Here is an 18,190-nt window from a genome sequence, read left to right as displayed (position 1 = left end):
GCAAGAGCCCTGGCGCGACGGCTACCGGATGCACGCCTATGTGACGCGGGAGCTGCCGGAGGTGATCGGCCGGCACTTCCCGGCGCGGCGGTCGGCGATGGGGATCTTCGGGCATTCGATGGGCGGGCACGGGGCGCTGGTGGCGGCCTTGCGCAACCCGGGCCTGTACCGGTCGGTCTCGGCCTTCGCGCCGATCGCGGCCCCGTCGCAATGTCCCTGGGGGCAGAAGGCGTTCTCGCGCTACCTCGGGCCGGACCAGTCCCGCTGGGCGCAGTGGGATGCGACGGCGCTGGTCGAGGGCGGGGCGCGCTGCCCCGATCTCCTGATCGACCAGGGCGAGGCCGACCAGTTCCTGGAGCGCGAGCTGCACCCGCATCTCTTGGAGGCGGCCTGCCGCAAGGCCGGGCAGCCCCTGACCCTGCGCCGCCACCCCGGCTACGATCACGGCTACTACTTCATCTCCACCTTCATCGCCGACCACATCCGCCACCACGCCGGGGTGCTGAACCAGGGGTGACGGATCAGGAGAGCCGCGCCAACAAACTTTCCTGTCATGGCCGGGCTTGACCCGAGCATCCAGAGGGTGTCGACAGTCTCTGGATGCTCGGGGCAAGCCGGGCATGACAACGGTGGGAACGGGTCTTCCTCGCAATGTCTTCCCTGTCACCCCTGATCGGCCGCCGCGGTTTCCTCATCGGGGGCGCGATGCTGGCCGCGCCGGCCGTACTCCGTGCCCAGGAGCCGCCGCGGGTGCGCGTCGGCACGCTGCAGTTCGGCACGGTGAACTGGGAGCTGGCGGTGATCGGCGACGGGCTCGACCGCCGCCACGGCTTCGTGCTCGAGCCGCTGGTCCTGGCCGACAAGGACGCCGCCGCCGTCGCCTTCCAGTCCGGCGCGGTCGACCTGATCGTCACCGACTGGATCTGGGTGGCGCGGCAGCGCCAGGCCGGGCGCGATTTCACCTTCGTGCCCTTTTCGCTGACCGTCGGCGCGCTGATGGCCGATCCCAAGACCGGCATCCGCACCATCCAGCACCTGCCCGGCAAGCGCCTGGGCGTCGCCGGCGGCGAGGACGACAAGAGCTGGGTGCTGATCCAGGCCTATGCCCGCAAGGCCGGCATCGACCTGCCGCGCGCCGCGACCGTCAACTTCGCGGCGCCGCCGCTCTTGAACCAGCTGGCGCTGCGCCGCGACCTCGACGCCGTGCTCACCTTCTGGCAGTTCGCCGCCCGGCTGGCGGCCAAGGGCTTCCGGCCGGTTGTAGAGATCGCAAAGATCCTGCCGGAGCTCGGGCTCGACCGTCCGCCGCCGCTGCTCGGCTGGGTGTTCCGCGATGGCTGGGCGGCGCAGAACCCCGATCTCGTCCGTGGCTTCCTCGACGCCTCCTTCGCCGCCAAGGCCGCGATGAAGTCGGATGACGCGCTGTGGCAGCGGCTCAAGCCCGAGATGCAGGCTGAGGACGATGCCGTCTTCGCCGCCCTGCGCGACGGCTACCGCGCCGGCATCCCGGCGCCCCCCAGCCCGGCCGACGAAACAGCGGCCGCCGCCGCCCTGCGGCTGATGGCCGGCATCACCCCGGCCGCGGTCGGCGGGCTGACGGCGCTGCCGCCCGGCACCTTCTGGCCCGGCTATGGCGGTTGACGCCTCGCTCGCCGCCGCGTCGTCCACGCGGCGCTGGCGCTGGCTGCTCTCCCTTGCGATCCTGGCGGCGATCTGGCAGGTCGCCGCCCTCCTGGCCGACAGCGCCGTGCTGCCGCCGCCGGCCGAGGTCGCGGCCTCCGCCTGGCAGCACATGGTCGCGGGCGATCTCCCGTACAACGTCGCCATCACCCTGGCGCGGGTGCTGGCCGCCTTCGCCGCCGCCATGCTGCTCGGCACCGCCATCGGCATCGCCCTCGGCCGCAGCCGGCTGCTGGACGAGCTGTTCGACGGCTGGCTGGTGATCGCGTTGAACATGCCGGCGCTGGTGACGATCGTGCTCTGCTACGTCTGGTTCGGGCTGAACGAATGGGCGGCGGTGATCGCGGTCGCGGTCAACAAGGCGCCGCTGGTGGTGGCGATCACCCGCGAGGGCGCCCGGGCGCTCGACCGGCCGCTGATGGAGATGGCGCAGCTCTTCGAGGTGCCGCGCGGCCGGGTGCTGCGCCGGATCGTGCTGCCGCAGCTGGCGCCCAGCCTGATGGCCGCCGCCCGCTCCGGCCTCGCCTTGACCTGGAAGATCGTGCTGGTGGTCGAGCTCTTGGGCCGGCCGGACGGCGTCGGCTTCCAGATCCGCAGCTTCTTCAACTTCTTCGACATTGCCGGGATCCTCGCCTACACGCTGGTGTTCATCGCCGTGATCCTGGCGATCGAGGCCTTCCTGCTGCAGCCGCTGGACCGCGCCGCCGGCCGCTGGCGGTCGCCGTGATCGGCCTGGCGCTGCAGGGCATCCGCCGGCGCTTCGCCGCCCCGGTGCCGCGCGATGTGCTGGACGGCGTCGACCTGTCGATCGGGGCCGGCGAGTTCGTGGCCCTGGTCGGCCCCTCCGGCCGCGGCAAGACCACGCTGCTGCGCATCGTCGGCGGGCTCGATTCCGGCTATCAGGGCCGGATCGACTGGCCCGACGGTCCGCCGCGCCGCCGCGCCGCGGTGTTCCAGGAGCCGCGGCTGGTGCCCTGGCTCGGCCTGCTCGACAACCTGCTGCTGGTCGCCGGCCGCGCCGCCGAACCCGAGGCCCGGGGACTGCTGGCCGCGGTCGAGCTGGCGGGCCGCGAGGATGCCTGGCCCGGCCAGCTCTCCGGCGGCATGCAGCGCCGCGCCGCCCTGGCCCGGGCCCTCTTGGTCGAGTCCGACCTGCTGCTGCTGGACGAGCCGCTTGTCTCGCTCGACCACGCCTTGGCCGGCCGGATGCGGGCCCTGCTGGCGGAATACTGGCGCCGGCACCGGCCGACCGTGCTGCTGGTCACCCACGACCTGCGCGAGGCGGTGACCCTGGCCGACCGGGTGGTGGTGCTGGCCGAGGGCGCCGGGCGGGTATCGCTGCAGCGGGGCATCGAGCTGCCGCATCCGCGCGATCCGGCCGACCCGCGGATCGACGCCATCGTCGACACCCTGCTGCGTTTCGACCCCGGCTTGGCGGTGACGGCGGGGGAGGAGGGCGATGCAGATCGCGCCTGACTGCATCCTCGTCGGATCTGTGATAGTGTTCCATCCTATCCAGCAGGATCGGAGATGCAATTGCGCACCACCCAGCAGTTCAGCGTCACCCTGCCGAACGAGATGGCCGACATGGTCCGGGGCAAGGTCGCGTCGGGCGAATATGCCAGCGAGAGCGAGGTGATCCGCGACGGGCTGCGCGCCCTGCAGGCCCGTGATCAGGCACTCGAGAGATGGCTGCGCACGGAGGTGGCAGCCGCCTATGACGAGATGAAGGCCGACCCGTCGAAGGGGCTTAGCTCGGAGGAGGTGCTGCAATCTCTGAAGGCGGAGACGAGGCGCCGGACCAAAGCCGGGTAGGAACGTGGCGCATCGTGTGATCTTCGCACCGCATGCGAAGGCGCAACTCTTGGCACTGCATCACCGCATTTCCGAAGCCGCATCGCCTGTGGTCGCAGAACGCTACACGACGGCCATCGTCCAATATTGCCGATCGCTCTCGACATTCCCGCAACGCGGCACGCGGCGAGACGACATCCGACCGGGCCTGAGGCTGCTCGGCTTCCGGCGCCGCGTGACGATCGTCCTGACTGTCAGCGATCGGGTCGTGACCATCCTCGGCGTGTTCTATGGCGGCCAGGACGTCGAGACAGCCTTGCAGGCGGAAGACCCTTGAGGTCACTTCACCGGCAGCGGCGCGTTCGGCAAGGTCGGGCGGCCGCCGGCGGTCCAGTCCTTCATCCCGCCGGGGAACCAGTGCACGGCGGTGTAGCCCTCGGCCACCGCGCGCCGGGCGGCGTTCCAGGACATCCAGCACTCGGCGTCGCAATAGAACACCAGCGGCCGGGCATGGTCGCCCAGGGTCAGCGCCGCCAGCGCGTCGCGGAACCAGGCCTCCATCTCCGCCGACAGGGCGCCGTAGCCGGTGTTGGCCAGCCAGACGCTGCCGGGGATGTCCTGCCGCTCCGGCGGGCGCCACAGCGTCCCCGGCGGCAGCCTGTCCGGGCGCGGCGGCTGCGGCAGCACGTCGATCACCACCACCGGGCCGCCGCGGATCAACTGCTCCACCGTCGCGGCGTCGACCACCGTGGCGCCCTGCAGCGTTGCCGGCACCGGGGCGCGGAAGTTCTCCATCCGGTAGCCGTCGGGCTCCGCCACCTGTGCCGAAGCCTGGCCGGCGGCCAGGCATACCGCCAGCACGGCGAGGCGGAGCAGGGGGCGGATCATGCGGGCCTCAGAGCATCGGCTGGCCACGCGCATCCAGCAGCGGCACGCCGTACTCCTTCAGGATCGCGGTGATCGCGTCCTGGTTCTCCCGGATCAGCCCGTTGATCCGGTTCTTCCAGTCGGCCTCGCCCGGCCGCACGCCCATGGTGATGTAAAAGTCGAGCCGCGTGTCCTTCGACTCGCTCACCAGCGGCGCCACCGCCAGCGCGTCGCCATGCTGCTTGGCGAAATAGCCGCCGATCGGTCCCCACAGCACGGCGACGTCGATCTGCTTGGCCGCGAGGTCGTCGATCATCTGCTTGCCCGGCGCGTCGTAGCGGCTGTCGACATAGAGCGGATAGGGCCGGGCCTGCGCCATCAGCCCGCCGCGCGCCGCCAGGTTGGCCGGCGGCGTGCCGGCGGTGATGCCGAGGCGCAGCGACTGCAGCCGCGGATCGGCCAGGCCGGTCAGGTCGGCGAGCTTGTCCTCGCGCCGCGTCACCAGCACGTAGCCGGAGCGGTAATAGGGGTTGCTGTTCTGCACCAGGTCGGCCCCGGCGACGATGCCCATCACCAGGTCGCAGCGCCGGGCGCGCAGCGTCATGCGCAGGAAGCCGGTCGAGTTCGGGTACCAGGTGTAGCGCACCGGCAGGCCCAGCTTCTCGGCCAGGAGCTCGGCGATCCTGTTCTCGAAGCCGCCGCCCTTGTCGTCGGAGAAGGGCAGGTTGGCCGGGTCGGCGCAGACCCTGAGCGCCGAGCGGTCGATCGCCTCCGGCCGCGGCGGCTCGGCCCGGCCGGGGCCGGACAGCAGTACGGCGCCGGCCAGCAAGGCCAGCGCCGCGGCGCGCCGTGAGAGGAGTGTCATGCCGGGCGCCCTAGCCGGGCGTCCCCATGCAGGAGGACTCCGCGTCGGCATAATCCTTGGACTTCTTCTCGAACTTGGCCGGCCGGCCGCGCCCCACGGCGCCGTCGGACCGGGCCTTGAGATAGGCGTAGATGTCGTTGATGTAGCACATCACGTTCGGATCGGTGCCCAGCGCCGGCATCTTCTTCTCGCTGGCCGTGTTCACGGTCTGCTTGCCGTTCACCACCGTGTCCATGAACTGGTCGAAGGACAGGGTCTTCAGCGAATCGACCAGGCTGGGGGCGAAGCTGCTGCCCTCGCCGTCCGGCCCGTGGCAGACGTAGCAGATGCCGTTGTAGCGGCGGAACCCGTTATAGACCGGCCACTCGACCGTGCCGTCCGCGGCGATCTTGTAGGGCTTCTCCTCCTCGCCGGCCGCCGGGGCCGCGGGCGCATTCGCCGCGGGCTGCTGTGCCGCCGGATCGCTGCTCTTGTCCTGGGCGAAGCCCGCGGCGGCGAAGCCGCCGATCGCGATCAGGCCGCCGGTCAGGAGGGCGGTGCGGTACAGGAAGGCACGGAAAGGCATCCTCGATCCTCTCGGATGGTATGGCATGTCGAACGCGGCAGGGGCGGAAGAAGAAGGAGGCGGGCCGAAGCCCGCCTCCGAGGCACAGGGAGGCTTCAGTCGGGAAGGGCGAACACGGTCAGCGTTCCGCCCAGCTGGGTGTATTGCGACAGCGACTGATAGGCACCGACCGCGCCGAGGCCTTCCTGCGGGTTGGTCAGTCCAGCCGCCATGCCGATGCCGGCCCAGCCGCCGACGCCGGAGAGCACGGCAACGTATTGCTTGCCCTTGCTGGTGAAGGTGTTGACGTTGCCGATGATGCCGGAGGGGGTCTTGAACTTGTACAGTTCCTTGCCGGTCTTGGCGTCGACCGCCTTCAGGTAGCCTTCCAGCGTGCCGTAGAAGACCACGCCGCCGGCGGTGGCCAGCGCGCCGCTCCACACCGAGAACGGTTCCGGGATCGACCAGACGATCTTGCCCTTCTCCGCATCCCAGGCGATGAAGTTGCCGAGATGGTCGCCGCCCGGCGCCGGGTACATGCTCAGGGTCGCGCCGACATAGGGCTGGCCGGCGGTGTAGGCCACCTTGTACGGCTCGTAATCCATGCAGACATGGTTGGTCGGCACGTAGAACAGGCCGGTCTCGGGCGAGAAGGCCGCCGGCTGCTGGTCCTTCGACCCCAGCGCCGCCGGGCAGATGCCCTGTGAGTTGACGTCCTCGCCATTGGCCTCGGTCGAGAACTTCTTGTCGCGCTCCGGCAGGCCGGTCTTCAGATCGACCTTCGTCGCCCAGTTGACCGCCGGATCGTATTTCTCGGCCACCAGCAACTCGCCGGTGACGCGGTCCATCGTATAGCCGAAGCCGTTGCGGTCGAAATGGACCAGCAGCTTGCGGTCCTGGCCGTTGAACTTCTGGTCGGTCAGGATCATCTCGTTGACGCCGTCATAGTCCCATTCGTCATGGGGCGTCATCTGATAGACCCATTTCGCCATGCCGGTGTCGGCGTCGCGGGCGAAGATGGTCATCGACCATTTGTTGTCGCCGGGGCGCTGCACCGGGTTCCAGGTGCTGGGATTGCCGGTGCCGTAATAGATCAGGTTGGTCTTCGGATCGTAGGAGATCCAGCCCCAGGTGGTGCCGCCGCCGATCTTCCACTGGTCGCCCTGCCAGGTGGAGATGCCGGAATCCTTGCCCACCGGCTTGCCGAGGGCAGTGGTCTTCTCCGGGTCCATCAGCGTGTCGGCGTCCGGCCCCATCGAATGGGCCTGCCAGACCAGCTTGCCGGTCTTGGTGTCGTAGGCCGAGACATGGCCGCGGACGCCGAATTCGCCGCCGGAATTGCCGATCAGGACCAGGTTCTTGACCACCAGCGGGGCCGAGGTGCCGGTCTCGCCCTTGGTCGCGTCGCCGTCCTTGGCGCTCCAGGCCACCTTGCCGGTCTTGGCGTCCAGCGCCACCAGCGTGGTGTCGGCCTGGTGCAGGAAGATCATCCCGTCGCCATAGGCGACGCCGCGGTTGACGGTATCGCAACACATCACCGGGATGACGTTCGGGTCCTGCTTCGGCTCGTATTTCCAGACGATCTTGCCGTTGTTGGCCAGGTCCAGGGCGTAGACCGTGTTCGGGAACGGCGCATGGATGTACATCATGTCGCCGATCACCAGCGGCCCGCCTTCATGGCCGCGCAGCACGCCGGTGGAGAAGGTCCAGGCGGGTTGCAGGTTCTTGACGTTCTCGGCGGTGATCTGCTTCAGCGCGCTGTAGCGCGTGTTGGCGTAGTCACCCGCCGGCTGGGTCCACTGGTTGGGATCCTTCTGCAGCTTCAGCAGCTCGTCATTGGCCGACGCAATCGTCGGCACGGCCGCCAGCGCAAGCACGAGCGCCAAGGCGGTCCCGGAAACGCGCAGCAATCTGGGCATTCGCTATCCTCCCATTGATCGCGATGCGGGACCCGCGGCGATGCCGTCGGCATGCCGGAGGTCCGCCTCGACGGTCGTTCAGCCATCGGGCCCGGTCGTCATGGCCTCGTGTCCGGGCCGGTTGGTGCTTCATTCGGAAGACGACCGCCATCACTTTGCGAAGACATCCAAATCCCAGTCAATTGCAAACACACAAAATCGTATTGTTCTTTGGTAGGAAATTGGAATTCCGCAGCTGCGAACAAAATACTTGGATTATACCAAGGTACAATCTTCAAATATTGATTACGGGCGCTGGTCAACAGTGCGAGGGGTAGGCGGGCCATGGCGGGTGGGGCCGGCAGTGAAGCCGGCACCTCGACCGGATTTTTGCGGCGCGAAAGAAAGCTGGCGACCGCACTTGTTCAAGGGTGAGGCCCAATAGTTCCGCAATTTCGACCAACCATGCCGCGGCGCCGCTCACGGCATCGGCTGACCCGGCCGGCACGGCGGGATCAGCGGGTGGGGGCCGAGGCGGACGAGGCGGATCGAGAACTCGCGCATCGTCGGCGCCGTGTCGCGCAGCCAGCGATACTGCACGTCATAGGCCTCGCGCTCGCGCTCGACCCAGGCGGCGCAGTCGGCCGCCGGCGCCCCGCCCGCGGCGGCGCGCTGCAGGAAATGGGTCAGCTCGTGCACCAGGATGCTGGTGTCGGCCGGGTCGGCGCCGATTCGCAGCCGGTCGTCGAGCGCGATGGTGCCGTCGGGCTCGGCATAGCCCATCACGGCGCAGGGATGGTCACAGGCCATCTCCTCCAGCGCCGCATGCGGCAGCATCAGCACCACCGGCGGGTTGCCCGGCACGGCATAGCCGGTGTAGCCGGAAACGGCGGTCAGCAGGCTCGCCACCAGCGCCGCCGGGACCGCGCCGGTCATGGGGCCTCGTTCCTTGGAACGAATTGACCCGCTGCCGCCCCTTTGCTCTGCTGGCGGCCCGACGCGACTGCGGAGCGATCGCCATGAAGGGCTGTGCGGTTCTCGCCCTCTTTGCCCCGGCGCTGCTCGCCACGCCCGGCCCGGCGCGCGCGAACGACTATCCGACCCCGGTGGTGGCCGATTATGTGATCGGCTGCATGGCCAGCAACGGCGAGACGCAGGAGATGCTGCAGCGCTGCTCCTGCAGCATCGACGCGGTCTCCTCGATCATGCCGTACGACGCCTATGAGAAGGCCGAGACGGTGCTGCGCATGCAGTTCGCCACCGGCGACCAGGCCGGCATCTTCCGCGAGATGACGATGCTGAAGACCATGGTCGACACGCTGCGCCTGGCGCAGATCGAAGCTGATTTCCGGTGCTTTTAAGGGCCCAGGAGTTGGCTCCCCGAAGGAGGAGATCTTCTCCTCCTTGTCATTGCCGGGCCTGACCCGGCAATCCAGGGGCCACCCAGAGCGGCATCGACATTCCCTGGATGCCCGGGTCAAGCCCGGGCATGACAATCTGGGATCTACGAGCGTTCCGCTCATCGATTCTCTGCTTCTCGGACAAATCCAAAACCCACGGGGCCTCACATCGTCGCCGGCACCGGCCAGGCACCGGTGAACACGGCGCCGTCCGAATCCTTGGCCGTGGCGCTCAGCCGGCCGGTCTCGTTCGGGGTGAAGCTGAACTCCACCACCGGGTTCTCGCTCAGCGAGATGTTGCCCTCGACCTGCAGCAGCTGCGTGCCGTCATAGCTGACCTCGATGGTCTCGATGAAGCGCGCCGGGACGTAGGTGCGCTTGATCTGGTCCATCTGCATGCCGGAATAGTTCGGGTGCCGGATCAGGAGCTCGACCCGGCTCGGCGCGCCGATCTGCGCCGCGTCCAGGTTCTTGGTGCGCATCTCGCCGAGATGGGCGAGGGCGTCGTCCGGCGTCTTGCTCGCTGGGGCGGAGCAGCCGCCGGCTGCCTTGACGAAGGCGGCGGCCATGAACAGCGACCCGTCCTCGGTCTCGGCCACGGCGTGGATGTTGGTGTATTCGTTCACCCGCACCCGCGTGCCGATGGTCGGGTCGGCGATGCCGTCGCCCAGCCGGAACACGGCGGCGACCGGAGCCGGGTTCTTGTCCACCACCAGGGTCACGGCACGGATCCGTCCGGGCATATGCCCGCCGTCGAAGCGGATGGTCACCGGCACCACCGCCGCGTCATAGGCCCGCTGCGGCGCCTCGACCCGCATGAAGGCGCTGCCGTCGGCGACCGCCTTGTCCCCGAAGATCGCGGCCTTCAGGTCGGGCCAGGGGGCCTCGTCGGCCGCCCGGGCGGTGGCCGACAGGGCGATCAGGGCGATCAGCGCCAACGCTGCGGCGTGCTTCGGCATCGTGTCCTCCCCTCGTCGTCCTACTCCCATTCCAGCTCGGTATAGGCCGTGGCGACGTTGCGGTCGTTGTAGTCGTCGAACAGCAGCCAGCGGCCGCGCTCGGACCGGCCGACCGTGGCCACCGCCTGGTCGAGGCTGCGCCCGGCGGCCAGTGCCGCGCGGGTCTCGGCCAGGATCAGGCCAAGATAGCGCTCCTCGTCGTCGAGCGCATCCGGCCAGCGGGCCGAGACGGGCCCGTGGCCCGGAACCACCCGGGCGATCCCGGTCTCGCGCCGCAGCCCGGCGATGGCGTCGACCCAGCCGCGCAGCGACCCGTCGATCGCCGGCACCCGCTCCAGGAACACCAGGTCGCCGGCGAAGAGCGTGCCGGTCGCGGTGTCCAGCACGGTCAGGTCGGCGTCGGTGTGCGCCGCCGGCCAGGCCTTCAGCTCCAGCGTCCGGCCGCCGAGGTCGAGCGACAGCCGGTCGCGCACCAGCAGTGTCGGCGGCACGATCCCGGTGCCGGCGGCGGCGTCGCCCAGCGCCCGGCGCAGCCCGCCGAGATAGGTGTCGGCCCGGGCGGCCAGGCCGCGCGGCATATTGGCGTGGCCGATGATGGTCGTGCCCGGCCCGGCGAAGGCGGCGTTGCCCAGCGCGTGGTCGGGGTGGAAATGGGTGTTGACGACCCAGCGGACGGGCAGGGCGGTGTGATGGAAGAGCGACGCCCGGAGCCGCCGTCCCTCGGCGGTGCTGCCGCCGGTGTCGATCACCGCCGCCGCCTCGCCGCCGACGACGAAGCCGAGATTGGCGATGCCGCCGAGATTGGCTGTCGTCGCCTCCTCATGCGCGCCATGGAAAACGAAGACGCCCGGCGCGACCTCCGTCACCGGCAGCGGCGGGTCGGCCGGCGGAGCGGCCGCGCCGCCCAGGAGGCTCAACGCCAAGCCGCCGCCGAGCGCGCACCGGCGGCTCAGCACCCTTGGCCGATCCTGGTTCTGCGTGCGGCCGGATGACGGCACCCGAATTCTCCCGCAGTGGCAGAAACAACAGGGCGCGTTTTCGTCCCGCGGCTGAATTGGACTTTGGTCTCAGACCCCGCTTCTCGCCTTGTCGGGGCCGGGGGCGGTTCATACAGTCGGGCCAATCCCCGCCGTCGAGCGGGCAGGCGCGGCAGGGTCTCGGCCCAGGCTGCACCGAAGCGGAACGCCGGCCCGTCCGGCCCAGCAGGAGGACGTCCGAGATGCGAGGTTTTCTCGTGGTTGCGGCTGCCGCCGCATTCGCGCTGCCGATGGCGGCCCAGGCCCAGGATGCCGCGGGGGACGCGGCCAAGGGCAAGCAGGTCTTCGCCAAGTGCCAGGCCTGCCATTCGCTCGATGCCGGCACCAACAAGCTCGGCCCGTCGCTGCATGGCGTGGTCGGCCGGGCTTCCGGCGCGATCGACGGCTTCAGATACTCCGACGCGATGAAGAACGCCCACCTGACCTGGGACGACGCGACGCTCGACAAGTACCTCGCCAATCCCAAGACCCTGGTGCCCGGCACCAAGATGGTCTTCCCCGGCCTGCCGAAGGAAGAGGACCGGCTCGCCGTCATCGCCTATCTGAAGGAGGCGGGCGCGAGCTGATCATGCTCAAGGCACTCCGGCCCGTCCTTTCCATCCTCCCCCTCCCCCCGCGGGAGGGGGCAGGGGGAGGGGGTGTTGCCGCGGGAGCGGATATTCGAGGATCGGCACCGCCGCCGACCGCGGTTCCCGGCGGCCAGGCGCCGGCACTCTTCGATCGACAGACCCCTCCCCCTGCCCCCTCCCGCAAGGGGAGGGGGAGAGTAAATGGCTGGGTGGCGCTTGGCTTTGCGGTATTCCTGCCAGCCCTTCCCGCCGCGGCACAGCCGGCGGCGCCCAAGCTGTCTGTGACCATCGGCTGGCTCAGCGAGGCGATCCCGGAGCCGGAGCCGCTGTCGCTGGTCGAGCCGGTGGCCAAGGACAAGGGGCTGGCCGGCGCCCGCCTGGCCATCACCGACAACCAGACCACCGGCCGCTTCCTCGGCCAGGACTACACGCTGGACGAGACCGTGGTCCCGGCCGGCGGCGACCTCGCCGGCGCGGCCGCGGCCCTCACAGGCAAGGGCGCCAAGCTGATCGTCGCCGACCTGCCGGCCGACCGGCTGCTGCAGCTGGCCGACCTGCCGGAGATGAAGGATGCGGTGATCCTCGACGCCCGCGCCCAGGACGACCGGCTGCGCGTCAGCGACTGCCGCGCCAATGTCTTCCACACCATCCCCAGCCGGGCGATGAAGGCCGACGCGCTGGCGCAGTACCTGGCGTTCAAGCGCTGGACCCGCTGGGTCCTGGTCTCCGGCACGCTCGACGACGACAAGGCCTTCGCCGACGCCATCCGCCGCGCCGCCAAGCGCTACGGCGCCCAGATCGTCGAGGAGCGCACATACGAGTTCCAGGCCGGCTCCCGCCGCTCCGACACCGGCGAGCAGCAGGTGCAGCGCCAGATGACCCAGCTGACCCAGCGCCTGCCGGATTACGACGTCATGGTCGTGGCCGATGAGAGCGAGGTGTTCGGCGAATACCTGCCCTACCGCACCTGGGATGCGCGGCCGGTGGTCGGCACCCAGGGGCTGGTGCCGACCGCCTGGCACCGCAGCCAGGAGCAGTGGGGCGGCACCCAGATCCAGCGCCGCTTCCAGAAGGCCGCCGGCCGCTGGATGCTGGAGCGGGACTACGCCGCCTGGGCCGCGATCCGCGCCCTGGGCGAGGCGGTGACCCGCACCGGCAAGGCCGATCCCGCGGCGATCCGCGACTACCTGGTGTCCGACGCCTTCCAGCTCGGCGCCTTCAAGGGCGTGCCGCTGACCTTCCGGCGCTGGGACCAGCAGCTGCGCCAGCCGATTCTCTTGGCCTCGCCGATGATGCTGGTCTCGGTCTCGCCGCAGGAGGGCTTCCTGCACCAGCGCACGCCGCTCGACACGCTCGGCTATGATGAGCCGGAATCGTCGTGCCGTCTCAACCCCGACCAATAGGAGGCCGCGCATGAACAGGCTTGTGCTCTTGGCTGTGGCTGCAGCGGCGGCGGCCTTCGGCGCCGGCCCGGCGCAGGCCTTCACCGCCTATGTCTCGAACGAGAAGGGCAACACCGTCAGCGTGGTCGACCTCAACACCATGGCGGTGACCCAGACCATCAAGGTCGGCCAGCGGCCGCGCGGCATCACCCTCAGCAATGACGGCAAGACGCTCTACGTCTGCACCAGCGACGACGACCACATCGAGATGATCGACACGGAGACGCTGAAGCCGCTCGGCACGCTGCCCAGCGGCCCGGATCCGGAGCTGTTCGTGCTGGCGCCGGAGGGCAAGCGCCTCTACGTCGCCAATGAGGACGACAACATGGTCACGGTCCTCGACCTCGAGCAGGGGGCGATGGAGACCGAGATCCCGGTGGGGGTGGAGCCGGAGGGGATGGGCGTCAGCCCGGACGGCAAATGGCTGGTCAACACTTCCGAGACCACCAACATGGCGCATTTCATCGACACCGACACGCTGCAGGTGACCGACAACGTGCTGGTCGACACCCGGCCGCGCTTCGCCCAGTTCACGCCGGACGGCAGGCAGGTCTGGGTCTCGGCCGAGATCGGCGGCACGGTCAGCGTCATCGACGCGGCGTCGCGCCAGGTGCTGAAGAAGATCGGCTTCGCGGTCCAGGGCGTGCGCAAGGAGACGATCCAGCCGGTCGGCGTGCGCATCACCGCCGACGGCAAGACCGCCTTCGTCGCCCTCGGCCCGGCCAACCGCGTCGCGGTGGTCGACACCGCGACCTATGAGGTGACAGACTATCTCCTGGTCGGCCAGCGGGTCTGGCAGCTCGCCTTCACCCCGGACGGCAAGTACCTGGTGTCGACCAACGGCGCCTCGAACGACATCTCGGTGATCGATGTGGCTGCGCGCAAGGTGATCAAGTCGATCCCCGTGGGCGAACTGCCCTGGGGCGTGGCGATCCGCTAGATGGCGACGCTCTCGCCGGCCCGCCCAATCATCCTCCCCCTCCCCTCGCGGGAGGGGGCAGGGGGAGGGGGTGTTGCCGCAGGAGCCGGCTTTCGGCGACGCCGACGGCGGGCATGCGAACCGATTGCCTCTCCCGCTTGCGGGAGAGGTCGGACATCCGAAGGATGTCCGGGTGAGGGGATAGCGGCCTCGCCGAAAGCACCGCTTTGCCGCGAGCGAAGGCATGATCCACCCCGTCCTGAAACGCTGATCCTGGTGTCGCGGCCGAGCTGCCCTCACCCGGTCTCGCTGCGCGAGCCCGGCCTCTCCCGCAAGCGGGAGAGGCAACGAACAGGGCCCGGCGAGGGTGCGGATGAGACGTGTGAATCCGATAGTCCCGCAAGGGGAGGGGGAGAGTGGATTTTGCGGGGCGGGACGGTCAGCCATGTCCCCCGCTGACGCCCTCGCCGTCACCGGCCTCTCCCACAGGATCGGCGGGCGCGAGATCCTGGTGGAGATCGAGATCGCGGTGCGGCCCGGCACCTTCACCGTGTTGCTCGGCCAGAACGGCGCCGGCAAGACCACGCTGTTCTCCCTGGTCACCCGGCTCTACGGCGCCCAGTCGGGCGGCATCCGGGTGTTCGGCCACGACCTGGCGCAGGAACCCGGGCGGGCCCTGGCGCTGATGGGCGTGGTGTTCCAGCAGCGCGCGCTCGACCCCGACCTCTCGGCCCGGCAGAACCTGCGCTACCACGCGGCGCTGCACGGCATGCCGCGATCGGTCGCCCGACAACGGATCGCGGCGGAGTTGGAGCGGGTCGGCCTGGCCAAGGAGGCCGACCGCAAGATCCGCAGCTTCTCCGGCGGCGAGATGCGGCGGATCGAGATCGCCCGCGCGCTGCTGCACGAGCCGCGCCTGCTGCTGTGCGACGAGGCGACGGTCGGGCTCGACATCCGCAGCCGGGCCGCGATCCTGGCCGATGTCCGCGGCCTGGTGCGCGACCGCGGCCTGACCGTGGTCTGGGCCACCCATCTGATCGACGAGGTCGAGGCCGCCGACCCGACCATCATCCTGCACCGGGGCCGCATCCTGCGGCAGGGCCCGGCCGCTTCGATCATCTCCGATCTCGGCGCCGGCGGGCTGCAGGACGCCTTCCGCCGGCTGACGGAGGCGGCATGAGCATGATCGACGCCGGGCGGCCCCTGGGCATGGTCACCATCGGCGGCGCCTGGCGCTGCCTGCTGGGCATCCTGTGGCGCGAGGGGCTGCGTTTCGTGCACCAGCGCACCCGCTTCATCTCCGCCCTGGTGCGGCCATTGGTCTGGCTGTTCATCTTCGCTGCCGGCTTCCGTTCGGTGCTCGGCGTGTCGATCATCCCGCCTTATGAGACCTACATCCTCTATGACGAGTACATCGTCCCCGGGCTGATCGCGATGATCCAGCTGTTCAACGGCATGCAGAGCTCGCTGTCCATGGTCTATGACCGCGAGATGGGCAGCATGCGCGTGCTGCTGACCAGCCCGATGCCGCGCTGGTTCCTGCTGACCGCGCGCCTCTTGGCCGGCACGCTGCTGTCGCTGCCGCAGGTTTATGTCTTCCTGCTGATCGCCCGGCTCTGGGGCATCGAGCCGCCGCCGATGGGCTATGTCACCGTGCTGCCGGCGCTGGTGCTGTCCGGGCTGATGCTGGGCGCGCTCGGCCTGCTGCTGTCCTCGGCGATCCGTCAGCTCGAGAACTTCGCCGGGGTGATGAACTTCGTGATCTTCCCGATGTTCTTCGCCTCCTCCGCCCTCTACCCGCTGTGGAAGGTGGAGGAGGCGAGCCCGCTGTTGCGCGACGTCTGCGGCCTGAACCCCTTCACCTATGCGGTCGAGCTGGTGCGCTTCGCCCTCTACGGCCAGGTCGACACCCAGTCGCTGCTGCTCGTCCTTGCCTTCGCCGTGGTGTTCCTCGGCGGGGCGATCCTGGCCTACGACCCGGCGCGCGGCCTCGTCGCCCGCGTCCGCGGCCCCGGCGCCGGCTGAAAGGAGGCCGTCATGGTCCGCTCCGCCCCTCTTATCGCGACATGGGTGCTCCTCGCCCTGGCGCCCGCCGCGGCCTGGGGGCAGGACGCCGCCAATCCGCCGAAGGACGACTGGCCCTGCGTCCAGGTGCTGCAGCCGGAGCTGTCGGTCGGCGCGATGTGGTCGGGCGACGACCCCACGGCCAACGGCCCGTCCTGGCGCGACGACGCGGTGGTGGCGGCGCTGGTCGAGCGGGTGGCGCCGCGCCGGGTCACGGTCGACCAGGCGACGGCCGAGATCCGCCGCTTCGCCGCCGGCTATGAGGGCGACCGCAAGGTCGCGCTGTCCGAGCTGTTCGCCGGGCTGTTCGAGAGCATCAACGGCGAGCGCGCCACCATCATCCGCGGCATCCGCCGCTTCAACACCCGGCAGGCGGCGCTGGCCCGGCGGATCGAGCAGACGACGTCGGCGCTGGACGGGGTCGACGCGACCTCGACCGACATGGCGGTGGCGCAGAAGCGGCAGGAGCTGGAGCGGCAGCTGACCTGGGACCAGCGCGTCTTCGACGAGCGCGAGCGCCTGCTGCCGGCGATCTGCGACCAGCCCTTCGTCCTGGAACGCCGCCTGTTCGCCCTGTCGCGGACGATCCAGGAGGAGATCGGGAAGTAGCGGGCGGTCCTGGCCGCGGCACCCCCTCCCCCTACCCCCTCCCGCAGGGGGAGGGGGCTTTCCCGCCCTCCCGCACCCACCGCCCCAGCGCCTCGACCGTCACCCAGCCTTCGCCGGAACCGGCGCCGCCGAGATGGCGGTAGGGCGCGTCCGGCTCGCCCAGGTCGGACAGCACCGCCAGAGCATGGCGCAGATCGTCGTCGCCGGTGTAGAGGCCCGGCGTCGCCACCACCGGCAGGCCGGCGCGGCGGGCGGACAGCACGCCGTTGCGCGAATCCTCGATCGCGATGCAGCCGGCCGGGTCCAGCCCCATCGCCTCCAGCACAGCCTGATAGACATCCGGCGCCGGCTTCTTGCGCGGCACCGCGTCGCCCGCGACCATCACCTCGAACAGCGCCGGCCCCTCCGGCCCCAGCGCCGCCGCCAGCAGCGCCGCGACATTGGCCGGGGTCGTGGTGGTGGCGATCGCCAGGCGCACGCCCTGCGCCCGCGCCTCGGCCAGCAGGCGGGCGACGCCCGGGCGCAGGGCCACGGCGCCGGCCGCCACCAGCGCGGTGTAGCGCTCGGTCTTGGCCCGGTGCAGCGCCGCCACGTCGCAGCCGGGCGGGTCGGCCAGACCGGCGAGGTAGCGCCCGATCCGCTCCTTGCCGCCGGTGACGGCCAAGAGTTCGCGATACAGGTCCCGGCTCCAGTGCCAGTCGAGGCCGGCGGCGCGGAAGGCGGCGTTGAAGGACCGGCGGTGCACCTCCTCGGTCTCCGCCAGGGTGCCGTCGACATCGAACAGGATCGCCTGGAGCTGCATCGCTATCCGGCCTCGACCAGGCCGAGCATGTCGGGCAGTGCCGCATAGTCGGCGAGGATCCCGTCCGGCTCCAGCATGGCGACGTCGCCATAGCCGAACGGCACCGCCAGCACCCGCACCCCGGCCGCCCGTGCGGTGGTGACGTCGACATGATGGTCGCCGAGATAGACCGTGTCCTCCGGCGCGGCGCCGAGTTCCGCGATGCAGGCCAGCAGCGGCGCCGGGTCCGGCTTCATGCCGTGGCCGCTGTCGCCGCCGACCAGTGCCCCGACATGCGGCGCGAAGCCCAGCGCCCGCAGCACCGCCCGCCCGGTCCAGGCCGCCTTGTTGGTGCAGATGCCGACCGGGATCCCGGCGGCCGCCAGCGCCGCCACCGCCGCGACCGCACCGGGATAGGCCGTGCTGCGCACCGCCGGCGCCGCGGCGTAGCGGTCGAGGAAGCGCCGGGTCATCCATTCGGCCTCGCCGGGGCCGCAGCGCCGCAGCCGCAGCGCCCCGCGCAGCAGCCCGGGCGCGCCATGGCCCATCAGGCCGCGCACCTCGTCCTCCGACAGCGGGTGGATGCCGGCCTCGCGCAGCACCACGGCCAGGGCGGCGGCGACATCGGCGACGCTGTCGACCAGGGTGCCGTCCAGGTCGAACACGACGGCGCGGGTGCGGGGGGCACGAGTGCCGGGGGCGGGGGGGGGGGGGGGGGGGGGGGGGGGGCCCCCCCCCCCCCCCCGCCCCCCCCCCCCCCCC

The 18,190-nt window shown here is 70.4% G+C and carries 22 protein-coding genes; 13 read left to right on the top strand and 9 right to left on the bottom strand.

Annotated features, from left to right (window positions below; all coding sequences use genetic code 11):
- The 6 genes from AAHM41_RS31045 to AAHM41_RS31020 all read left to right on the top strand — a co-directional run.
- Nucleotides 1-517 (top strand): alpha/beta hydrolase-fold protein (locus AAHM41_RS31045; protein ID WP_342240500.1); only part of this gene is annotated, 517 nt, incomplete at its 5' end.
- A gap of 188 nt (nucleotides 518-705) precedes the next feature.
- Nucleotides 706-1,641 carry an ABC transporter substrate-binding protein gene (locus tag AAHM41_RS31040; RefSeq protein WP_342240499.1) on the top strand — a complete coding sequence of 312 codons (936 nt, stop codon included), beginning with the start codon at nucleotides 706-708 and terminating at the stop codon, nucleotides 1,639-1,641.
- Nucleotides 1,631-2,407 (top strand): ABC transporter permease, encoded by a 777-nt coding sequence (locus tag AAHM41_RS31035; RefSeq protein WP_342240498.1) that lies wholly within the window; start codon nucleotides 1,631-1,633, stop codon nucleotides 2,405-2,407. Before AAHM41_RS31040 ends, AAHM41_RS31035 begins: the two co-directional genes overlap by 11 nt.
- Nucleotides 2,404-3,156, top strand: coding sequence for an ABC transporter ATP-binding protein (locus AAHM41_RS31030; protein ID WP_342240497.1), 753 nt, complete (start codon nucleotides 2,404-2,406; stop codon nucleotides 3,154-3,156). The genes AAHM41_RS31035 and AAHM41_RS31030 overlap by 4 nt, the downstream gene beginning before the upstream one ends.
- Nucleotides 3,157-3,210: 54 nt before the next feature.
- Nucleotides 3,211-3,495 (top strand): type II toxin-antitoxin system ParD family antitoxin, encoded by a 285-nt coding sequence (locus AAHM41_RS31025; RefSeq protein WP_342240496.1) that lies wholly within the window; start codon nucleotides 3,211-3,213, stop codon nucleotides 3,493-3,495.
- Between the two features lie 4 nt (nucleotides 3,496-3,499).
- Nucleotides 3,500-3,811: a type II toxin-antitoxin system RelE/ParE family toxin gene (locus AAHM41_RS31020; RefSeq protein ID WP_342240495.1), complete on the top strand. Its 312-nt coding sequence runs from the start codon at nucleotides 3,500-3,502 to the stop codon at nucleotides 3,809-3,811.
- Nucleotides 3,812-3,813: 2 nt separating this feature from the next.
- On the opposite strand, the gene AAHM41_RS31015 is transcribed toward AAHM41_RS31020, so the two are convergent.
- From AAHM41_RS31015 to AAHM41_RS30995, 5 genes are all read right to left on the bottom strand, one after another.
- Nucleotides 3,814-4,362 (bottom strand): PQQ-dependent catabolism-associated CXXCW motif protein, encoded by a 549-nt coding sequence (locus tag AAHM41_RS31015; protein ID WP_342240494.1) that lies wholly within the window; start codon nucleotides 4,360-4,362, stop codon nucleotides 3,814-3,816.
- Between the two features lie 7 nt (nucleotides 4,363-4,369).
- A complete protein-coding gene (locus AAHM41_RS31010; protein WP_342240493.1) occupies nucleotides 4,370-5,206 on the bottom strand; it encodes a substrate-binding domain-containing protein in 837 nt (278 codons plus the stop codon).
- Nucleotides 5,207-5,216: 10 nt separating this feature from the next.
- Nucleotides 5,217-5,771 (bottom strand): c-type cytochrome, methanol metabolism-related, encoded by a 555-nt coding sequence (locus tag AAHM41_RS31005; protein ID WP_342240492.1) that lies wholly within the window; start codon nucleotides 5,769-5,771, stop codon nucleotides 5,217-5,219.
- 95 nt (nucleotides 5,772-5,866) lie between these two features.
- The gene (gene xoxF5 / locus AAHM41_RS31000; protein WP_342240491.1) at nucleotides 5,867-7,669 is read right to left on the bottom strand and encodes a lanthanide-dependent methanol dehydrogenase XoxF5; all 1,803 of its coding nucleotides are present in this window, start codon (nucleotides 7,667-7,669) and stop codon (nucleotides 5,867-5,869) included.
- A gap of 459 nt (nucleotides 7,670-8,128) precedes the next feature.
- On the bottom strand, nucleotides 8,129-8,584 hold the full coding sequence (locus tag AAHM41_RS30995; protein WP_342240490.1) for a hypothetical protein: 456 nt from the start codon (nucleotides 8,582-8,584) through the stop codon (nucleotides 8,129-8,131).
- A gap of 83 nt (nucleotides 8,585-8,667) precedes the next feature.
- Between AAHM41_RS30995 and AAHM41_RS30990 the strand changes: the two genes are divergently transcribed.
- The gene (locus AAHM41_RS30990) at nucleotides 8,668-9,009 is read left to right on the top strand and encodes a hypothetical protein (protein WP_342240489.1); all 342 of its coding nucleotides are present in this window, start codon (nucleotides 8,668-8,670) and stop codon (nucleotides 9,007-9,009) included.
- A gap of 203 nt (nucleotides 9,010-9,212) precedes the next feature.
- On the opposite strand, the gene AAHM41_RS30985 is transcribed toward AAHM41_RS30990, so the two are convergent.
- Together AAHM41_RS30985 and AAHM41_RS30980 are read right to left on the bottom strand one after the other, a co-directional pair.
- Nucleotides 9,213-10,007, bottom strand: a complete 795-nt coding sequence (locus AAHM41_RS30985) for a quinoprotein dehydrogenase-associated SoxYZ-like carrier (protein ID WP_342240488.1) — start codon at nucleotides 10,005-10,007, stop codon at nucleotides 9,213-9,215.
- 20 nt (nucleotides 10,008-10,027) lie between these two features.
- Nucleotides 10,028-10,963, bottom strand: a complete 936-nt coding sequence (locus AAHM41_RS30980) for a quinoprotein relay system zinc metallohydrolase 2 (RefSeq protein WP_342240487.1) — start codon at nucleotides 10,961-10,963, stop codon at nucleotides 10,028-10,030.
- Between the two features lie 263 nt (nucleotides 10,964-11,226).
- Here AAHM41_RS30980 and AAHM41_RS30975 point away from each other — a divergent pair, with 263 nt between their 5' ends.
- The 6 genes from AAHM41_RS30975 to AAHM41_RS30950 all read left to right on the top strand — a co-directional run bounded on the left by AAHM41_RS30975 (nucleotide 11,227) and on the right by AAHM41_RS30950 (nucleotide 16,647).
- Nucleotides 11,227-11,610, top strand: a complete 384-nt coding sequence (locus AAHM41_RS30975; protein WP_342240486.1) for a c-type cytochrome — start codon at nucleotides 11,227-11,229, stop codon at nucleotides 11,608-11,610.
- Nucleotides 11,611-11,894: 284 nt separating this feature from the next.
- The gene (locus AAHM41_RS30970) at nucleotides 11,895-13,016 is read left to right on the top strand and encodes an ABC transporter substrate-binding protein (RefSeq protein ID WP_342240485.1); all 1,122 of its coding nucleotides are present in this window, start codon (nucleotides 11,895-11,897) and stop codon (nucleotides 13,014-13,016) included.
- Nucleotides 13,017-13,026: 10 nt separating this feature from the next.
- Nucleotides 13,027-13,995 (top strand): YVTN family beta-propeller repeat protein, encoded by a 969-nt coding sequence (locus AAHM41_RS30965; protein WP_342240484.1) that lies wholly within the window; start codon nucleotides 13,027-13,029, stop codon nucleotides 13,993-13,995.
- A 424-nt stretch (nucleotides 13,996-14,419) separates the two neighbouring features.
- On the top strand, nucleotides 14,420-15,154 hold the full coding sequence (locus tag AAHM41_RS30960; RefSeq protein WP_342240483.1) for an ABC transporter ATP-binding protein: 735 nt from the start codon (nucleotides 14,420-14,422) through the stop codon (nucleotides 15,152-15,154).
- 2 nt (nucleotides 15,155-15,156) lie between these two features.
- Nucleotides 15,157-15,999: an ABC transporter permease gene (locus AAHM41_RS30955; protein ID WP_446719499.1), complete on the top strand. Its 843-nt coding sequence runs from the start codon at nucleotides 15,157-15,159 to the stop codon at nucleotides 15,997-15,999.
- Nucleotides 16,000-16,011: 12 nt separating this feature from the next.
- On the top strand, nucleotides 16,012-16,647 hold the full coding sequence (locus tag AAHM41_RS30950) for a hypothetical protein (RefSeq protein ID WP_342240482.1): 636 nt from the start codon (nucleotides 16,012-16,014) through the stop codon (nucleotides 16,645-16,647).
- A 31-nt stretch (nucleotides 16,648-16,678) separates the two neighbouring features.
- Here the strand turns inward: AAHM41_RS30950 and AAHM41_RS30945 are convergent, their stop codons facing one another.
- Complete coding sequence (locus AAHM41_RS30945) at nucleotides 16,679-17,449, bottom strand: HAD-IA family hydrolase (RefSeq protein ID WP_342240481.1); 771 nt, start codon at nucleotides 17,447-17,449, stop codon at nucleotides 16,679-16,681.
- Nucleotides 17,450-17,451: 2 nt separating this feature from the next.
- On the bottom strand, nucleotides 17,452-18,190 hold a 739-nt coding region (locus tag AAHM41_RS30940; RefSeq protein ID WP_342240480.1), incomplete at its 5' end, for an HAD-IA family hydrolase.

This window comes from Inquilinus sp. OTU3971, from assembly GCF_038440215.1.
This window is presented reverse-complemented; position numbering and strand designations above follow the sequence as displayed.